The sequence below is a fragment of the Cohnella laeviribosi DSM 21336 genome (genome assembly GCF_000378425.1).
In the GTDB taxonomy this organism is placed as follows: Bacteria; Bacillota; Bacilli; order Paenibacillales; family Paenibacillaceae; genus Cohnella; species Cohnella laeviribosi.
Genome location: NZ_KB899815.1, coordinates 44,554 through 58,447, shown reverse-complemented (window position 1 = coordinate 58,447; position 13,894 = coordinate 44,554). Strand labels below are relative to the sequence as shown.

Sequence of the window (13,894 nt, the reverse complement as noted above, 5' to 3'; positions counted from 1 at the left end):
TGCCGCGCCTTAAGCAGGGATGACGGAAGCCAGCGATGGATTCGCTGCTATTTTTCTTAGGGGACTGGGAGGAAGAACCGTGAATGCTGATCATCGTACGCGGGTAACGGTTGAGATATACGGAACGCAGTATACTTTGGCTGGCCATTCCAGCCCGGAACATATGAAGCGGGTTGCCGCGATGGTCAGCGAACAAATGTACAAAATTTCCGATGCCTCGCCGCGGCTCGACCTGTCCAAGCTGGGCGTGCTGGCGGCGGTCAACGTGGCGGACGAATTGCTGCAATTGATGCAGGAAAACGAACGGCTTCAGGAGGCGGAGAAGGAACGGCAGCGCCTGTCCGCCGAGCTTGAGCGCGCAACGGCCGAATCCGCCGCGGAGCGGCAGCGGCTCGAAGCCGAATTGGACGAGGCGAGGCGCCGCTTCGACGCGGAACGGGAAGCGTTCCTCGCCTCCAAGGAAGCCGAGCTTCAGGCGCTGCGCGCCGAGCACGAGGAAGCGGTCCGGAAGCTGCGCGCGTCCGGCGAAGCGGAAACGGCGCGCGTCCGGGAGTCGCTTGAAGCGGAGCTGGAAGCGCTGCGGACCGCCGCGGCGGAAGCCGCCGACCGCCATGAAGCGCAGCTTCGGGCGCTGCGGGAAGACGCGGAAGCCGCGGCCAAGCGGCATGAAGCGGAGCTTGCCGCTCTTCGTTCGGCGCATGAAGAGCAGCTGCGGGAGCTCCGGGCGGCGCATGACGAGCAATTGCGGGAGCTCCGGGCGGCGCATGACCAGCAGCTTCAGGAGCTTGAGACAGCGCATACCGAGCAGGTTCAGGAGCTTCAAACGGCGCACCGCTCCGAGCTTGACCGGATTCAAGGCGAGCGCGAAAGCGAGTTGAACCGCTTGAACGCCCGGCACGCCGGCGAGTTGGAGAAGCTGAAAAACGAGTTCCGTGCGGAAACGGAGCGGATGAAGCAAAGCCAGGCCGCCCAATTGGAGCGGCTTAAAGGCGAGCACAACTCGGTGCTGGTATCGTTAAAGAACAGGCATGAAGCGGCGCTGGAGGCGTTAAAGAACGAGCAGGAAGCGGCCGTCCGCCGTCTGAACGACGCTCACGCCGACGAACTGAAGCAGTTGAAAGCCGCGCATGAGGCCGAGGTCAAACGTTACGAAGACGAACTGCAAACGGCGAAAGCCGCTCATTCTTCGGAGCTTGGTGCCCTGCGCGCCTCTCTGACAGCCGAGAAAGAAGCGCTGGCCGCCGCCAAGGACGAAGAACTCGAAATCGTCAAATTGATGCATGCGGACGAGCTGGAGGAGCTGAAGGCCGATTTTGACAAGCGGCTAAGGGAAACGGTTGAAGCGCACAAGGCGGAGCTGGAGCGGAAGCTTTCGGATCAGACCGCTGAAATGAACGAGTTGAAGGCGGGTTACGAGTCCGAGCTTGCCGAGTGGAAATCCCAGGCGAAGGAATGGCAGTCCCGGGCGGAGGAGCTGCAATCGCAGCTGGGCAGCCTGCGGGATCGGCTGGAGGCGCTGCAGGCCAAGCGCGCATCCGAGCTGGAGTCCATGCGCGACGAGCGCGGTCGCTGGTCGGCCGAACGCTCCGAATGGCAGGCGAAGGAGAAGGAATGGCAAGCCGCAAGGCAGAAGCTGGAGAACGAAACGGCCCGCCTCGGCCGCTTGGTGGACGAGCTTCGGAAAGAAGCGAGCGAGCGGGAGCAGGCGGTTAAGGCGTTGGAGGCGAAGGCGGCCGAGCGGCTGAAGGCGGAGTCGGAGGCGCGCGAGCTTGCCGAACGGGAACGCGACCGGCTTGCCCGGCGCGAGCAGGAGCTTGCGGCGATGGAGAAAGCCGCGCGGGAAGCGCTGAAGCGGACGCAGGAGCAAAAGGACGAAGCCGAGCAAAGCGTGCGCGAAGCGCTGGAATGGGCGCAGGCGTTGGAAACCCGCGTGGCGGAATTGGAGCAGGAAGCCGAGCGGCAAAACGAAACGGCGCAGCTTGCCCTGCGGGAGCTCGATGCGGCCCGCGTCCAGGTCGCCGCGATGGAGGCGCTCGAAGCGGAGCTTGCCGCCGAGCGGGACGAACGGGCGCAGGAAGCGGCGAGCCACAGCGAGCGGGCAAAGCGGCTGGAAGCGGAGCTCGCATCGCTGCGGGGAGAATACGAAGCGCTGCGTGAAGAATACGCCAAGCTGCAAAACGAATTCAACGAATGGATCGATATGCTGGAAGATCAATGACCGGAATGCGGCAAGCCCCCTTCGGAACCGATATCCGAAAGGGGCTTGAATCGTTCAGGGAAGCGCCGGGAAAACGGCTTCGTCAATCGAATCAAACGGACCGTCATTCCATTATTTTGTCAAAAAGCAGCTGAAAATCGTCGCGATGTGACACTGGTTCCGTTATTCGCTCCTAACAGTGGTTTTTTGGCGTGATTTACCGGAAATAACGGATCCTCTGTCCTTGAAGGCCGACGATTAGGCGTTGAACATGAAAATAGCGGATTTCCTGTCCGTCTTCAGCAGCCAAGCTTTATGAAATCTTCGTCAAGGGCTCTCGCCAAGCGCTCGCCAAGTCTCGTCCCGTTTTTCCGTCGCAGATCGTTGCTTATAAAGCCAACTTCGAACGGTCGGGCGCACGAAAAAAGCAGGCGCGAAGGGCGCTTTGGCGCCAACAACGCAACTTGCGGACGGCCGGAGCAAAGATGAGCGCAGGTTACGGCAAGACGAAGACCGCGCATCTCGCCACAACCGGAGCAACCCGCCGCGCGGCAAAACGAAGCCCCCTTCGGCAATCGTCCGAAAGGGGGCTGTTCGTTCACTGCACGATCAATTTCGCCGTCATGTTCAAGTGGCCCTCACCGCAGATGATGTTGCACTTGATTTCATAAGTTCCTTCTTTCAGCGCGACCACCTTGGACTTTTTGCCGCTGCTCAGCTTGACGTCCGTGCCTTCGATGGCGATTCCGTGCGCGCCTTCTTCGTTGATCAGCTGAATCTGAACCGGCGTATCTTTCGGAATCGTGTATTCGGTCTGATCAAACTGCCAGTTGGACGCTTTGATCGTGAGCACTTCCGAAGCGCTTGCACTCGGTTCCTCCGCCGCGTTCGATTCGCTGCCGCCGCCTCCGCAGGCCGACAAGGTTAGCGCAAGCGCTGCGGTTGCCAGCAGCGCAGTCCATTTTTTGTACATTCCGCATCCCCCTCCGATGTCTCTGAACCAAGCGGGATTTGTCCCGTCTTTGGATTATCATACCACATCGGAGAGCGGCAGGCACACGGTCAGCTCCGGTTGTTGTTCGCCGCGCGGAACGGGTTGCCGATCGGAATGAACAGGTCGACGATGCCGATGACAAGCGCCGCCAGCAAAGCGCCGAGCACGGTTACGGAAACTTGACCCACGACGAACTGGGCGAGCCAGATGACGACCGCGCTGGTCAGGAAGCCGACGATGCCTCTGCCGAACGGCGTGACTTTTTTGCCGAAGATGGCCTCGACAATCCAGCCGATCAGCGCGATAACGAGAGCCAGCAGCAAAGCGCTCCAGAAGTTCCCTACCGAAAACTGGGGCACAAGGAACCCGACAATCATGAGCACAATCGCCGAAACGATGAAGCGGACGACATGTCCGAGAAAATTCATATTTGCTCCTCCTTAAGCAAAATGTTTGGCCGGAATCACCCGGTATTGCACATCCGGACTTACCGGTACTGAGCATAGTGTTTCCCCTTTTGGGACGGTTATGATTGGAAGGTTTCGCAAGCGCGCCGCCATCCGCTATAATAAGGGCTGAGAGGAGTTGGAACCCCGCCGTGAACGATAAGGCGTTATATACATTGGAGTACGATAAAATCCTGCTCAAGCTGGCGGAATTCGCGGCAACGTCGCTTGGCAAGGAGGAAGCCGCGCGGCTGCGTCCGTCCGCGGATTTGGATGAAGTGAGGCGCCGGCTGGCGGTTACGGACGAAGCGGTCCGGTCGGTTGAGCTCAAAGGGGCGCCGCCGTTCGGAGGCGTAGCCGACGTGCGGCCGCAGCTTCAGCGCGCGAAGCTTGGCGGCGTCCTTGGGCCCTCGGAGCTGATGGACATTGCCCAGCTCATCAGAGGCATAAGACGCATCCGCAAGTATACGGCTTCGGTGGCGGAAGAGATTTCCATTCCGCTGCTTGAAGATTTGGTCGAGCCGCTGATCGACGCGAAGCCGCTGGAGGACGAAATCCGCCGATGCATCGACGAGCAGGGCGAGGTCATGGATGCGGCCAGTCCGGAGCTTGCCGCCATCCGCCGGGAGATCCGCCTCGGAGAAAGCCGGGTCCGCGACAAGCTGGAAAGCCTGATCCGTTCGGCCTCCGTGCAGAAAATGCTGCAGGAAACGCTGATCACCATACGCGGCGACCGCTACGTGATCCCGGTCAAACAAGAGTACCGCTCGCACTTCGGCGGCATCGTGCACGACCAGTCCGGCAGCGGCGCGACGCTGTTCATCGAGCCGGAAGCGGTGCTGCAGCTCAACAACAAGCTCCGCGAGCTCAAGCTGCAGGAGCAGAAGGAAATCGAGCGCATTCTGCGCCGGCTGAGCGCCCTTGTCGGCGAAAAGGCGGAGTTGCTTGTTTCCGATAACGAATCGCTCGGATACATCGATTTTATTTTCGCCAAAGCGGCGTTTGCGAAGTCGCAGTTTGCGACCCGGCCCGAGATGAACGGCGAAGGGAAGCTTCGCTTAAAACGCGCCCGCCATCCGCTCATTCCGGAAGAGGCGGTGGTCCCGATCGACGTCGAGCTCGGCGAAAGCTATTCGGCGATCATCGTAACCGGTCCCAATACCGGAGGCAAGACGGTGTCGCTCAAGACGGTCGGCCTGCTCAGCCTGATGGCCATGTCGGGCCTGTTCGTGCCGGCGGACGAAGGCAGCCGGCTGTGCGTGTTCGACGGCGTGTACGCCGATATCGGAGACGAGCAAAGCATCGAGCAGAGCTTGAGTACGTTTTCCAGCCATATGACCAATCTGATCGGCATACTGAAACGGGTGACCTCCCGGAGCCTGGTGCTGCTGGACGAATTGGGAGCCGGAACGGACCCGGCGGAAGGATCGGCGCTGGCCGTTGCGATTTTGGAGCATCTGCACCGCATCGGCTGCCGCATCATCGCCACCACGCACTACAGCGAGCTGAAGGCATATGCGTACAACCGGGAAGGCATCATCAACGCCAGCATGGAATTCGACGTGGCCACCCTTCGTCCTACCTATCGGCTGCTGGTCGGCGTGCCCGGACGGAGCAATGCGCTCGCCATCGCCAGCCGGCTTGGATTGCCCCAGTCGATCATCGATTTCGCCCGGCGGGAAGTGGGCGATGACGAGCTCAGGGTCGACACCATGATCGCTTCGCTGGAACAAGACCGCCGCCGCGCCGAATCGGAACGCAAAACGGCGGAGCGCTTGCGCCAAGAGGTGGAGGCGCTCCGCAAGCAGATCGAAGAGGAAAGGTTCAAGTTTCGGGAGCAGAAGGCCAAACTGCTCGAGGAAGCGCGGGAGGAGGCACGGCTTTCGGTTCTCAAGGCCAAGCGGGAAGCGGAGCAGATCATTGCGGACCTGCGGAAGATGGCGATGGAGGAAGCGGCGTCCGTCAAGGAGCACAAGCTGATCGAAGCCCGCCGGAAACTGGAGGAAGCCGTCCCGGAGCCGGTCGAAAAGCCGCGGCGTCCGGCGGAAGGCAAGCCCGCGGACATCGGGCCGGGGGACGAGGTCAAAGTGTACAGCCTCGGCGGCCAGAAAGGCCACGTCGTCGAACTGACGGGTTCGGGCGAAGCGCTCGTGCAGCTTGGGATTTTGAAAATGAAAGTCTCCTTGAGCGATCTGGAACTCGTGGCCGGCAAGAAGCCCGCGGTTGACGCCCGCCAAGCGAAAACGGCCGCCGCGATCGTCAAGCGCACCCGGGACGATCATGTCCCGCTCGAGCTGGATTTGCGGGGCATGACGCTGGACGAGGCGCTGATTGCGGCGGATCGTTTTCTCGACGAAGCGTTTTTGTCCAATTTGGGCCAGGTTTATTTGATCCACGGCAAAGGAACCGGAACGCTCCGGGCCGGAATTCAGGACTTTCTGCGCAAGCACAAGCATGTAAAGTCGTTCCGTCTGGGCGCGTACGGCGAAGGCGGAGCGGGCGTGACCGTAGCCGAGTTGAAATGACGGCGGAACGGGGGGAGGATTGCGCATGGACAGTACGAGCAGCGTGGATTCGTTGATGGCTCATCCCCTTTTGGCGATGCTGGCCTATTTTTCGGTCGGCATCTTGATGCTGATCGTTTGCCTTGCTTGCTTTGAATGGGTCACCAAATACAACTGCTGGAACGAAATCGCAAAAGGCAACGTGTCGGTCGCGATGGCTACCGGAGGAAAAATATTCGGCATTTGCAACGTGTTCCGCTTCTCGATCCAAAGCAACGACACGATTTACGAAAGCTTGCTTTGGGCCGGCGTCGGATTCGTGCTGCTCTTGGCCGCGTATTTTCTGTTCGAATTTTTCACGCCGGTGTTCCGTATCGATGACGAAATCGCCCGGGACAATCGGGCGGTCGGGCTGATCTCGCTGTTTTTGTCGGTTTCGCTGTCTTACATTATCGGAGCGGTCGTCACCTACGGGTGACCGGGTCGGCTGGAGGTTTGCGCATGAAATATTTGTGGGGCACTTTGTTTGCGCTTGCGTTGGTGTTTTTTGCGTTAGGCGTCGTTTACATGGTGATGGAGGGATAAAATGGCAGTCGTCGTATGCCCGTGGTGTCAGACGGAAATTCTTACCGAGGAAGGCCAGGAGCCGGATAAAGTTTGTCCCGTTTGCGAGAACGAATTGGACGGTTACCGGACGCTGAGGATCACGCTGGACAAAAACGAGGAGGACGAGCCGGAGGAACCGGCCGCAGCGGCCAAACGGTCCGGAGGCGGCGCGGCAGCTGCCGGCGAAGAGCCGGATTGGGAACGGGACGCCAAGCTCGAAGACATCAAAGAGCTGGAAGAGATCGAAGAAAAAGCGGAGAGCCTGCTCGATTTCGAGGAGACGGTCGAAAAGCTGCTCGACGAGCAGGAGACGGTTCCCGAATGCCCGGTGTGCCATGAATATATGCTGGAAGCGGGCGAAATCCAAGTCGGCGAAGAGGCGTTTAAGCCGCGCGTATCCAAGCTGCTGTACGGCGGCGGAGCGGTGCTGGGCGCTCCGTTTGCGGTACAGGCTTATGTGTGCCCGTCCTGCTTTGCCGTGCATTACGCGCTGTCCGAGGAGGACCGCATAAAGCTGTCCCAACGGCTCAGCGGAGCCGCGAAGAAGAAAGGAAGCCCGCAATGAGCCGGGTTGTCCGTTCCGTAACGGAACTGATCGGGGATACGCCTGCCGTCCGGCTGAACCGGTTGACCGGGGAGCGGGATGCGGAAGTGCTGGTGAAGCTGGAAAAAATGAACCCGAGCGGAAGCGTCAAGGACCGCGCCGCCTATGCGCTTATCGCCGACGCGGAAGCGCGGGGGCTGATCGCGCCGGGCTCGGTCATTATCGAGCCGACCAGCGGGAACACCGGCATCGGTCTGGCGATGAACGCGGCGGCCAAAGGTTACCGCCTGATTCTCGTCATGCCCGACAATATGTCGCGGGAGCGGATCGCCCTGCTGCGGGGCTATGGCGCGGAAGTCGTGCTGACGCCCGCAGAGCAGCGCATGCCGGGGGCGATCGCCAAGGCGAAGGAGCTGCTGGCCGAAATCCCCGGAAGCTATATGCCGAATCAGTTTGAAAATCCGGCGAATCCGGACATTCACCGCCGCACGACCGCGCTTGAAATCATCGAACAGACCGAAGGACGGCTCGACGCGTTTGTCGCAACGGCAGGTACGGGCGGCACGATTACCGGAACCGGAGAGGAGCTGAAGTCCCGTCTGCCCGGACTTTATATCGCCGTTGTCGAGCCCGCGGGTTCCCCCGTGCTGTCGGGAGGCAAGCCCGGTCCGCATAAGCTTGTCGGTACAAGCCCCGGATTCGTCCCGAAGATTCTGAATACGGCGGTCTATGACGAAATCGTTCAGGTAACGGACGACGATGCGCTGACGACGATGCGGCAGCTCGCGCGGGAGGAAGGGCTGCTCGTCGGCCCTTCTTCCGGCGCGTCCGTGTTTGCCGCGCTCAAGCTGGCCCGCCGGCTTGGCGCGGGCAAGCGCGTGCTCTGCATCGCCCCCGACACCGGCGAGCGGTATTTGAGCATGGGCGTGTTCAACCCGGACAGCTAGATTCCGGCACGGCGCGCGGATTGCGTATGGTTCTTGGACATGCATTTGCATATTTTCCTGCTGGCGGCAAATACTACCCTTGTTGATAACAACTCTTGGAAATGGAAGGAAGTTAGCGGATGAACCAACCGATAACCGCCAAAGAGCTGGAGTACATCGCGGACTCCATGTCGAACGAGGATTTGCTGATCAAGCAATGCGCGGCGGCCGCTTCGATTTGCGGCAACCAGCAGATCCAGCAGGTGCTGAACCATCAGGCGCAGGTGCACATGCAGCATTACCAATCGCTGCTTAACTGTCTGCAGCAGTCGCAGCCGAACGCGCCGACGCAGCCGCAAGCCTAAAGGAGGAATCGACAAGGATGAACACGGCTTCCCAATCTTTCATGCCGGATAAGGATCTGGCTTATACCGTTCTGGCCGATCTCAAGCGGGTGACGCGGGAATACGCCATCGCCGCTACCGAATCGGTATGTCCGAACGTAAGGCAAATGTTTACGCAGCTGCTGAACAATACGCTGGCGATGCAGGGCGAGCTGTACAACTCGATGAAGCAGCAAAACATGTATACCGCCTCCTCCCCCGCTTTGCGCCAGGAAATCGACAAGCAGCTGAAGGAGTATCAGCAGACCCAGCAGCAGACGAACCAGTTTGTGCAGCAGCGCCGCAACCAGGCGAACGCGGTCCAGCATCCCGTTCCTCCTTATCAGCAGCCTAACCAGCAGCCACAATACTACATGTAAAAAGATCGATCTTCCGCGATTCCCCTTCGACCGACGGCCGAAGGGGAATTTTGCGTGTTGCGGACGAGAATAGGTCCAGTGTGCACTCCGATTTGCTCCTTTCCATCCGGCCTGTATTTGATGTAATATGAGAGGTATTCAGGAGGGATCCCAATGAACGAATTGAAGCTGAAAATTTTGGATCTGCTCAAGGAAGACGCGCGTTTGTCCCCATCGGTCATCGCCACGATGCTGGGTGCGGACGAATCCGAGGTATCCCAGGCCATCGCGGAGATGGAGAGCGATCATGTAATTGTCAAATACGCCACCGTGATCAACTGGAGCAAGGTCGACGACGAGAAGGTGACCGCGCTCATCGAGGTGGAGTGCTCGCCGGAGCGCGGACGGGGGTTTGAAAGCATCGCCGAGCGGATTTACCTGTACCCGGAAGTGAAGTCGGTCTATCTCATGTCGGGGGCGTACGACCTGCTCGTCGAAATCGAAGGCAAAAACCTGAAGGAAGTCGCATCGTTCGTTTCCAACAAGCTGGCGACGATCGAATCGGTCATTTCGACCAAAACGTTTTTCATTCTGAAAAAATACAAGCAGGACGGCATCATTTTCGAAGATTTCGAAGACGATCACCGATTGCCGGTTTCGCCGTAACCTAATAACTGAAAGAAGGAAAAAACTCCCATGATCAAAGACGAGGAACTGACCAAAACCCGGACCAAACGAAACGGTATGAAAGATTATTTGTCGGCCGGCGCCCGCGCGATCCCGCCTTCCGGCATCCGCCGTTTTTTCGATCTGGTCAGCGCAAGCAAGGACGGCAGCATCATATCGCTTGGCGTCGGCGAGCCGGACTTTGTCACTCCGTGGCGCTATCGGGATGCGGCCGTGTATTCGCTTGAGAAGGGAAAAACGCAGTATACGTCGAACGCCGGCATGCCCGAGCTGCGCGAAGCGATCGGCGAGTACCTGCATCATCAATTCCGCCTGGACTACGATCCCGCAAGCGAAATACTCGTCACGGTCGGCAGCAGCGAAGCGATCGATCTGGCGATTCGCGCCCTGATCGAGCCCGGCGACGAGATGCTGGTTCCCGAGCCGTGCTATATCTCCTACAATCCGATTACGACGCTTGGAGGCGGCGTGCCGGTAGGCGTCGAGACGTATGCCGAAGACGGCTTCAAGCTGAAGGCCGAGAACCTCAAGGCAGCGATTACCCCGAGATCGAAGCTGCTTATTTTGTGCTACCCGAGCAATCCGACCGGCGCCATCATGACGTACGAGGATTGGCTGCCGATCGCCAAGGTCGTGGAGGAGCACGACCTGATCGTCATATCCGACGAGATTTACGCGGAATTGACGTACAGCGGCAAGCATGTAAGCTTCGCTTCTTTGCCCGGCATGCGGGATCGGACGATCGTGGTCAACGGCTTTTCCAAGGCGTTCGCCATGACGGGCTGGAGGCTCGGATACGCGTGCGGCCATCCGGACCTCATCGGCGCCATGCTCAAAATCCATCAATACACCGTCATGTGCGCCCCGATCATGAGCCAGGTGGCTGCGCTCGAAGCGCTCAAGAACGGCATGGAAGACATGTACCGCATGGTCGAATCGTACAATCAGCGCAGAAGGCTGGTCGTAAGCGGCTTCCGCGAAATCGGTCTCGATTGCCACGAGCCGCATGGGGCGTTTTACGCTTTCCCCTCCATCCGGTCGACGGGCCTTAGCGCGAACGAGTTCGCCGAGCGTCTGCTGAAGGAAGCCAAAGTTGCCGCCGTTCCCGGACACGTGTTCGGCAAAGGCGGCGAGGGCTTCATCCGCTGCTCCTATGCGACGTCGGTCGCGCAGCTGACCGAAGCTTTGGAGAGGATTGGCGATTTTTTGAACAAATTGTGATTTTTCAACATTTTGCATAATTTAGATAGGCATTTTCCCCATGTTCTGCTATAATTACCCTTGTTTTTCAAGCCGCTGGATGATGACTCGTCAAGTGAAAGGGGAGAGAGCGTGGAGACGGCGGAACATAGATCGATGGGGCATGACGATACCGCAATCCATTACGTCTCGTCCGTTCGGGCTTGCCGGGGAGACGATTCCTTCGGGGAATCCGGCAGCTTGGTTGACGAGATCGACAGCTTGAGGCGAAGCATGACCGAGGCTTTTTTGCGGGAAATGTCGTTTACGTCGGAGCCCGTCATTGAAATCAGCCGACTGCTGGATGTTAAGATAAACGAATACATGAAACAGACCCTTATCGCCAGATAAGCCCGGAGGCGCGTTTCCGGGCTTTTTCTTTTTGTGCTATAGTGGAAAGGAAGTACGGCGACAGGGAGGTAGGGGAGATGCTGTGGCTCGTCATCGGGGGCGTCGGCAGCGGGAAATCGGCGTTCGCTTGGCGTCTGGCCGAAGCGCTCGGCCGAGAGGCGATTCTGCTGGCATGTCCCGCCTGGCCTGACGATTCGGGACGCCTTCCGGCACCCGAACGGCCCTCCGGCACCCAACCGGCCTTCCGGTGGAAAATGCTTCGGGCGGATGCGGATGCGGCTCGCAAATTCGAGGAAATCAACTTCAGTTCGAATCCGTTTCGGATCGATCAGCGGGTCGTCGTGTTCGACGGCCTGGCCGGCTGGCTTCGCGGCCAAATCGCCCGCGAGCGGGATGCGTCCGCCAAGCCGGACGCGGCGCCGGATTCGGCATTCGCCAGGCTGGACGCGGCGCTCGACGAGACGCTCGGCGCCATTCTCGGCTTCGACGGCCGGAGGATCGTCGTCACGGAGGAACCGCTTGCGGGGCTTGCGGCCGATCCATGGGAACGGTGGTATCTGGCTCGGCTGTCGGCGGCCAATTTGCGCCTTGCAAGCGCGTGCGCCGGCATGTACCGGCTGACGGCCGGAGCGGCGACGGAATTGAAAGGTTCGCGTACGAAGCGGGGGAACGTTCATCATGAAACTCTATACCCGAAAGGGAGATAAAGGCGAAACGTCCATTATCGGCGGCCGGGTGGCCAAGGACGACGTGCGCGTCGAGGCTTACGGGACGATCGACGAGCTGAACGCTTTCGTCGGCCAGGCTGCCGCTTTGCTTGCGGCTGACGCAGGCGGGAGCTGGGACGATCTGCTGGAGGAGCTTTATGTCATCCAGCAGGAGCTGTTCGATTGCGGCTCGGACTTGTCGTATGCGCAGCCGGCGCCGGAGCAGCTGAAGGTCACCGCGGACATGACGGCGCGGCTGGAGGCGTGGATCGATCGGCATGCGGCGAATGCGCCGCCGATCGAACGGTTTATTCTGCCGGGCGGAAGCCTGGCCGCCTCGATGCTGCATGCGTGCCGGACCGTGTGCCGGCGGGCGGAGCGCCGCATGGTGGCGCTGGCGCGGACGGGGCAATCGTGCCCGGAAGAGGCGCTGCGGTACATCAACCGCCTGTCGGACTATTTTTTTGCCGCGGCGCGAGCGGCGAACGCCCGCCTTGGCGTGCGGGATGCGGAATACGAGCGCGGCGCCCGCGTGTTCCGGCGGAGGCTGAAGGCGGATGAATGAGGAGAAGGAAAGGTATTACCAGCCGCTGGTGCACCGCGCGGACGAAGCCGACGACGGCAAGACGCTGCAGGAAATTCTGAAGCATCGGCTCGGCGTCTCCAGGAGGCTTTACGTGCGGCTGAAAAAATCCGAGGACGGCCTGAAGGTGAACGGCATTCGGGCGCTGCCGGGCACGAGGATCGCCCGGGGCGACGTCATCGAGCTGCGAATGGAGCAGGAGTCTTCGGACGATATTCTCCCGCAGCCGATGGAGCTGGACATCGTGTTCGAAGACGAGCATTTGCTCGTTCTGAACAAGCCCGCCGGCATCATCGTGCATCCGACGACCGGCCATTACTTGAACACGCTGGCCAACGGGGTCATGCATTATTGGCGGGAGCGGGGCGAGCGCTGCCGCTTCCGCCCCGTGCACCGCTTGGACGAGCATACGTCCGGCCTGGTCATCGTCGCCAAGCATCCCTATGCGCATCAGCAGCTTTCGGTCCAAATGGCGGAAGGCGCCGTGGAGAAAGCTTACCGCGCCTTCGTCTACGGGAAGCCCCCGCATGAAGAAGGCGAGGTGCGCGGGGCGATCGGGCGGGTGCCGGAAGATCCGCACCGCCGCGCGATACGCGAGGACGGGGCGCCGTCGCTTACCTATTATTCGGTGGCCCGCGTTTACGATTGCGGCGCGTCCGAGCTCGAAATCCGGCTCGGCACCGGACGGACGCACCAAATCCGCGTGCACATGACCTCGATCGGCTGTCCGCTGATCGGGGACGATTATTATACCGACCCGGCATGGGAAGGGTCGCCTCTGTCCCGGATGCTTGCGGACGTGGCCAAGCGGCAGGCTTTGCATGCAAGGCTGCTCGCCTTCCGCCATCCGGTGACGGGCGAAGCCATGACGCTGGAAGCGGAGCTGCCGGACGATCTTAAGGCGCTTGCGGCCAGGCTGGCGGAACTGTCCAACGCAACGAAATCCGCGCAAGAAGGAGCAACGAACGGCATATGAGCAAAACGCTGCAAGTTTATCATTATCCGGGCTGCGGCACCTGCCGCAAAGCCGTAAGCTGGCTTAAGGAAAAAGGCTATACGCTGGAACTGCGGCATATCGTGGACCATCCGCCGTCCGCAGACGAGCTGAAGCAACTGATCGGCCAAAGCGGATTGCCGGTCAACAAGTGGTTCAACACGTCCGGCGAAGTTTACAAATCGCTGGGACTGAAAAACCGGCTGCCGCAAATGTCGGACGACGAGAAAATCGCGCTGCTGGCCGGCAACGGAAAGCTGATCAAACGGCCGGTCATCACCGACGGGGAAAAGGCGACCGTAGGCTTCCGCGAGCAGGACGTCCTGCCCGTCTGGGGATAAGGCGGAGAACCGGCGAGGAAAGGAGCGAAGCCG

16 protein-coding genes are annotated in these 13,894 nt (G+C 60.1%); 14 read left to right on the top strand and 2 right to left on the bottom strand.

Annotation, left to right across the window (positions count from 1 at the left end):
- The first annotated feature begins 79 nt into the window (after positions 1-79).
- Positions 80-2,218 carry a cell division protein ZapA gene (gene zapA, locus F560_RS0107245; protein ID WP_019005055.1) on the top strand — a complete coding sequence of 713 codons (2,139 nt, stop codon included), beginning with the start codon at positions 80-82 and terminating at the stop codon, positions 2,216-2,218.
- 577 nt (positions 2,219-2,795) lie between these two features.
- Here the strand turns inward: zapA and F560_RS0107235 are convergent.
- Both F560_RS0107235 and F560_RS0107230 read right to left on the bottom strand, forming a co-directional pair.
- Positions 2,796-3,170 carry a cupredoxin domain-containing protein gene (locus F560_RS0107235; protein ID WP_019005053.1) on the bottom strand — a complete coding sequence of 125 codons (375 nt, stop codon included), beginning with the start codon at positions 3,168-3,170 and terminating at the stop codon, positions 2,796-2,798.
- 89 nt (positions 3,171-3,259) lie between these two features.
- Positions 3,260-3,619 (bottom strand): phage holin family protein, encoded by a 360-nt coding sequence (locus tag F560_RS0107230; RefSeq protein WP_019005052.1) that lies wholly within the window; start codon positions 3,617-3,619, stop codon positions 3,260-3,262.
- Between the two features lie 170 nt (positions 3,620-3,789).
- Here F560_RS0107230 and F560_RS0107225 point away from each other — a divergent pair, with 170 nt between their 5' ends.
- From F560_RS0107225 to F560_RS0107160, 13 genes are all read left to right on the top strand, one after another.
- Complete coding sequence (locus F560_RS0107225) at positions 3,790-6,162, top strand: endonuclease MutS2 (RefSeq protein WP_019005051.1); 2,373 nt, start codon at positions 3,790-3,792, stop codon at positions 6,160-6,162.
- 25 nt (positions 6,163-6,187) lie between these two features.
- Positions 6,188-6,619 carry a DUF350 domain-containing protein gene (locus F560_RS0107220; RefSeq protein WP_019005050.1) on the top strand — a complete coding sequence of 144 codons (432 nt, stop codon included), beginning with the start codon at positions 6,188-6,190 and terminating at the stop codon, positions 6,617-6,619.
- 108 nt (positions 6,620-6,727) lie between these two features.
- Positions 6,728-7,312 (top strand): hypothetical protein, encoded by a 585-nt coding sequence (locus F560_RS0107210; RefSeq protein WP_019005049.1) that lies wholly within the window; start codon positions 6,728-6,730, stop codon positions 7,310-7,312.
- Complete coding sequence (cysK, locus tag F560_RS0107205) at positions 7,309-8,238, top strand: cysteine synthase A (protein WP_019005048.1); 930 nt, start codon at positions 7,309-7,311, stop codon at positions 8,236-8,238. The genes F560_RS0107210 and cysK overlap by 4 nt, the downstream gene beginning before the upstream one ends.
- A 119-nt stretch (positions 8,239-8,357) precedes the next feature.
- Positions 8,358-8,582 carry a hypothetical protein gene (locus tag F560_RS0107200; RefSeq protein WP_019005047.1) on the top strand — a complete coding sequence of 75 codons (225 nt, stop codon included), beginning with the start codon at positions 8,358-8,360 and terminating at the stop codon, positions 8,580-8,582.
- 17 nt (positions 8,583-8,599) lie between these two features.
- A complete protein-coding gene (locus F560_RS0107195; RefSeq protein WP_019005046.1) occupies positions 8,600-8,980 on the top strand; it encodes a spore coat protein in 381 nt (126 codons plus the stop codon).
- 153 nt (positions 8,981-9,133) lie between these two features.
- Positions 9,134-9,625 (top strand): Lrp/AsnC family transcriptional regulator, encoded by a 492-nt coding sequence (locus tag F560_RS0107190; protein ID WP_019005045.1) that lies wholly within the window; start codon positions 9,134-9,136, stop codon positions 9,623-9,625.
- Positions 9,626-9,655: 30 nt separating this feature from the next.
- Entirely contained in the window at positions 9,656-10,867 is a 1,212-nt protein-coding gene (locus F560_RS0107185) for an aminotransferase class I/II-fold pyridoxal phosphate-dependent enzyme (RefSeq protein ID WP_019005044.1), read from the top strand.
- Between the two features lie 111 nt (positions 10,868-10,978).
- Positions 10,979-11,236: an aspartyl-phosphate phosphatase Spo0E family protein gene (locus F560_RS22750; RefSeq protein ID WP_019005043.1), complete on the top strand. Its 258-nt coding sequence runs from the start codon at positions 10,979-10,981 to the stop codon at positions 11,234-11,236.
- Positions 11,237-11,313: 77 nt separating this feature from the next.
- Positions 11,314-11,943: a bifunctional adenosylcobinamide kinase/adenosylcobinamide-phosphate guanylyltransferase gene (locus F560_RS0107175; RefSeq protein WP_019005042.1), complete on the top strand. Its 630-nt coding sequence runs from the start codon at positions 11,314-11,316 to the stop codon at positions 11,941-11,943.
- A complete protein-coding gene (locus F560_RS0107170) occupies positions 11,915-12,508 on the top strand; it encodes a cob(I)yrinic acid a,c-diamide adenosyltransferase (RefSeq protein ID WP_019005041.1) in 594 nt (197 codons plus the stop codon). The genes F560_RS0107175 and F560_RS0107170 overlap by 29 nt, the downstream gene beginning before the upstream one ends.
- Positions 12,501-13,502 (top strand): RluA family pseudouridine synthase, encoded by a 1,002-nt coding sequence (locus F560_RS0107165; protein ID WP_019005040.1) that lies wholly within the window; start codon positions 12,501-12,503, stop codon positions 13,500-13,502. The genes F560_RS0107170 and F560_RS0107165 overlap by 8 nt, the downstream gene beginning before the upstream one ends.
- Positions 13,499-13,861 carry an arsenate reductase family protein gene (locus F560_RS0107160; RefSeq protein ID WP_019005039.1) on the top strand — a complete coding sequence of 121 codons (363 nt, stop codon included), beginning with the start codon at positions 13,499-13,501 and terminating at the stop codon, positions 13,859-13,861. The genes F560_RS0107165 and F560_RS0107160 overlap by 4 nt, the downstream gene beginning before the upstream one ends.
- The last annotated feature ends 33 nt before the right edge of the window (positions 13,862-13,894 follow it).

Coding starts and splice junctions, on each gene's coding strand:
- F560_RS0107235 (WP_019005053.1), bottom strand. CDS start 3,170: ATGTACAAAAAATGGACTGCGCTGCTGGCAACCGCAGCGCTTGCGCTA.
- F560_RS0107200 (WP_019005047.1), top strand. CDS start 8,358: ATGAACCAACCGATAACCGCCAAAGAGCTGGAGTACATCGCGGACTCC.
- F560_RS0107160 (WP_019005039.1), top strand. CDS start 13,499: ATGAGCAAAACGCTGCAAGTTTATCATTATCCGGGCTGCGGCACCTGC.
- F560_RS0107175 (WP_019005042.1), top strand. CDS start 11,314: ATGCTGTGGCTCGTCATCGGGGGCGTCGGCAGCGGGAAATCGGCGTTC.
- F560_RS0107195 (WP_019005046.1), top strand. CDS start 8,600: ATGAACACGGCTTCCCAATCTTTCATGCCGGATAAGGATCTGGCTTAT.
- F560_RS0107220 (WP_019005050.1), top strand. CDS start 6,188: ATGGACAGTACGAGCAGCGTGGATTCGTTGATGGCTCATCCCCTTTTG.
- F560_RS0107165 (WP_019005040.1), top strand. CDS start 12,501: ATGAATGAGGAGAAGGAAAGGTATTACCAGCCGCTGGTGCACCGCGCG.
- cysK (WP_019005048.1), top strand. CDS start 7,309: ATGAGCCGGGTTGTCCGTTCCGTAACGGAACTGATCGGGGATACGCCT.
- F560_RS0107185 (WP_019005044.1), top strand. CDS start 9,656: ATGATCAAAGACGAGGAACTGACCAAAACCCGGACCAAACGAAACGGT.
- F560_RS0107230 (WP_019005052.1), bottom strand. CDS start 3,619: ATGAATTTTCTCGGACATGTCGTCCGCTTCATCGTTTCGGCGATTGTG.
- F560_RS0107190 (WP_019005045.1), top strand. CDS start 9,134: ATGAACGAATTGAAGCTGAAAATTTTGGATCTGCTCAAGGAAGACGCG.
- F560_RS0107210 (WP_019005049.1), top strand. CDS start 6,728: ATGGCAGTCGTCGTATGCCCGTGGTGTCAGACGGAAATTCTTACCGAG.
- F560_RS0107170 (WP_019005041.1), top strand. CDS start 11,915: ATGAAACTCTATACCCGAAAGGGAGATAAAGGCGAAACGTCCATTATC.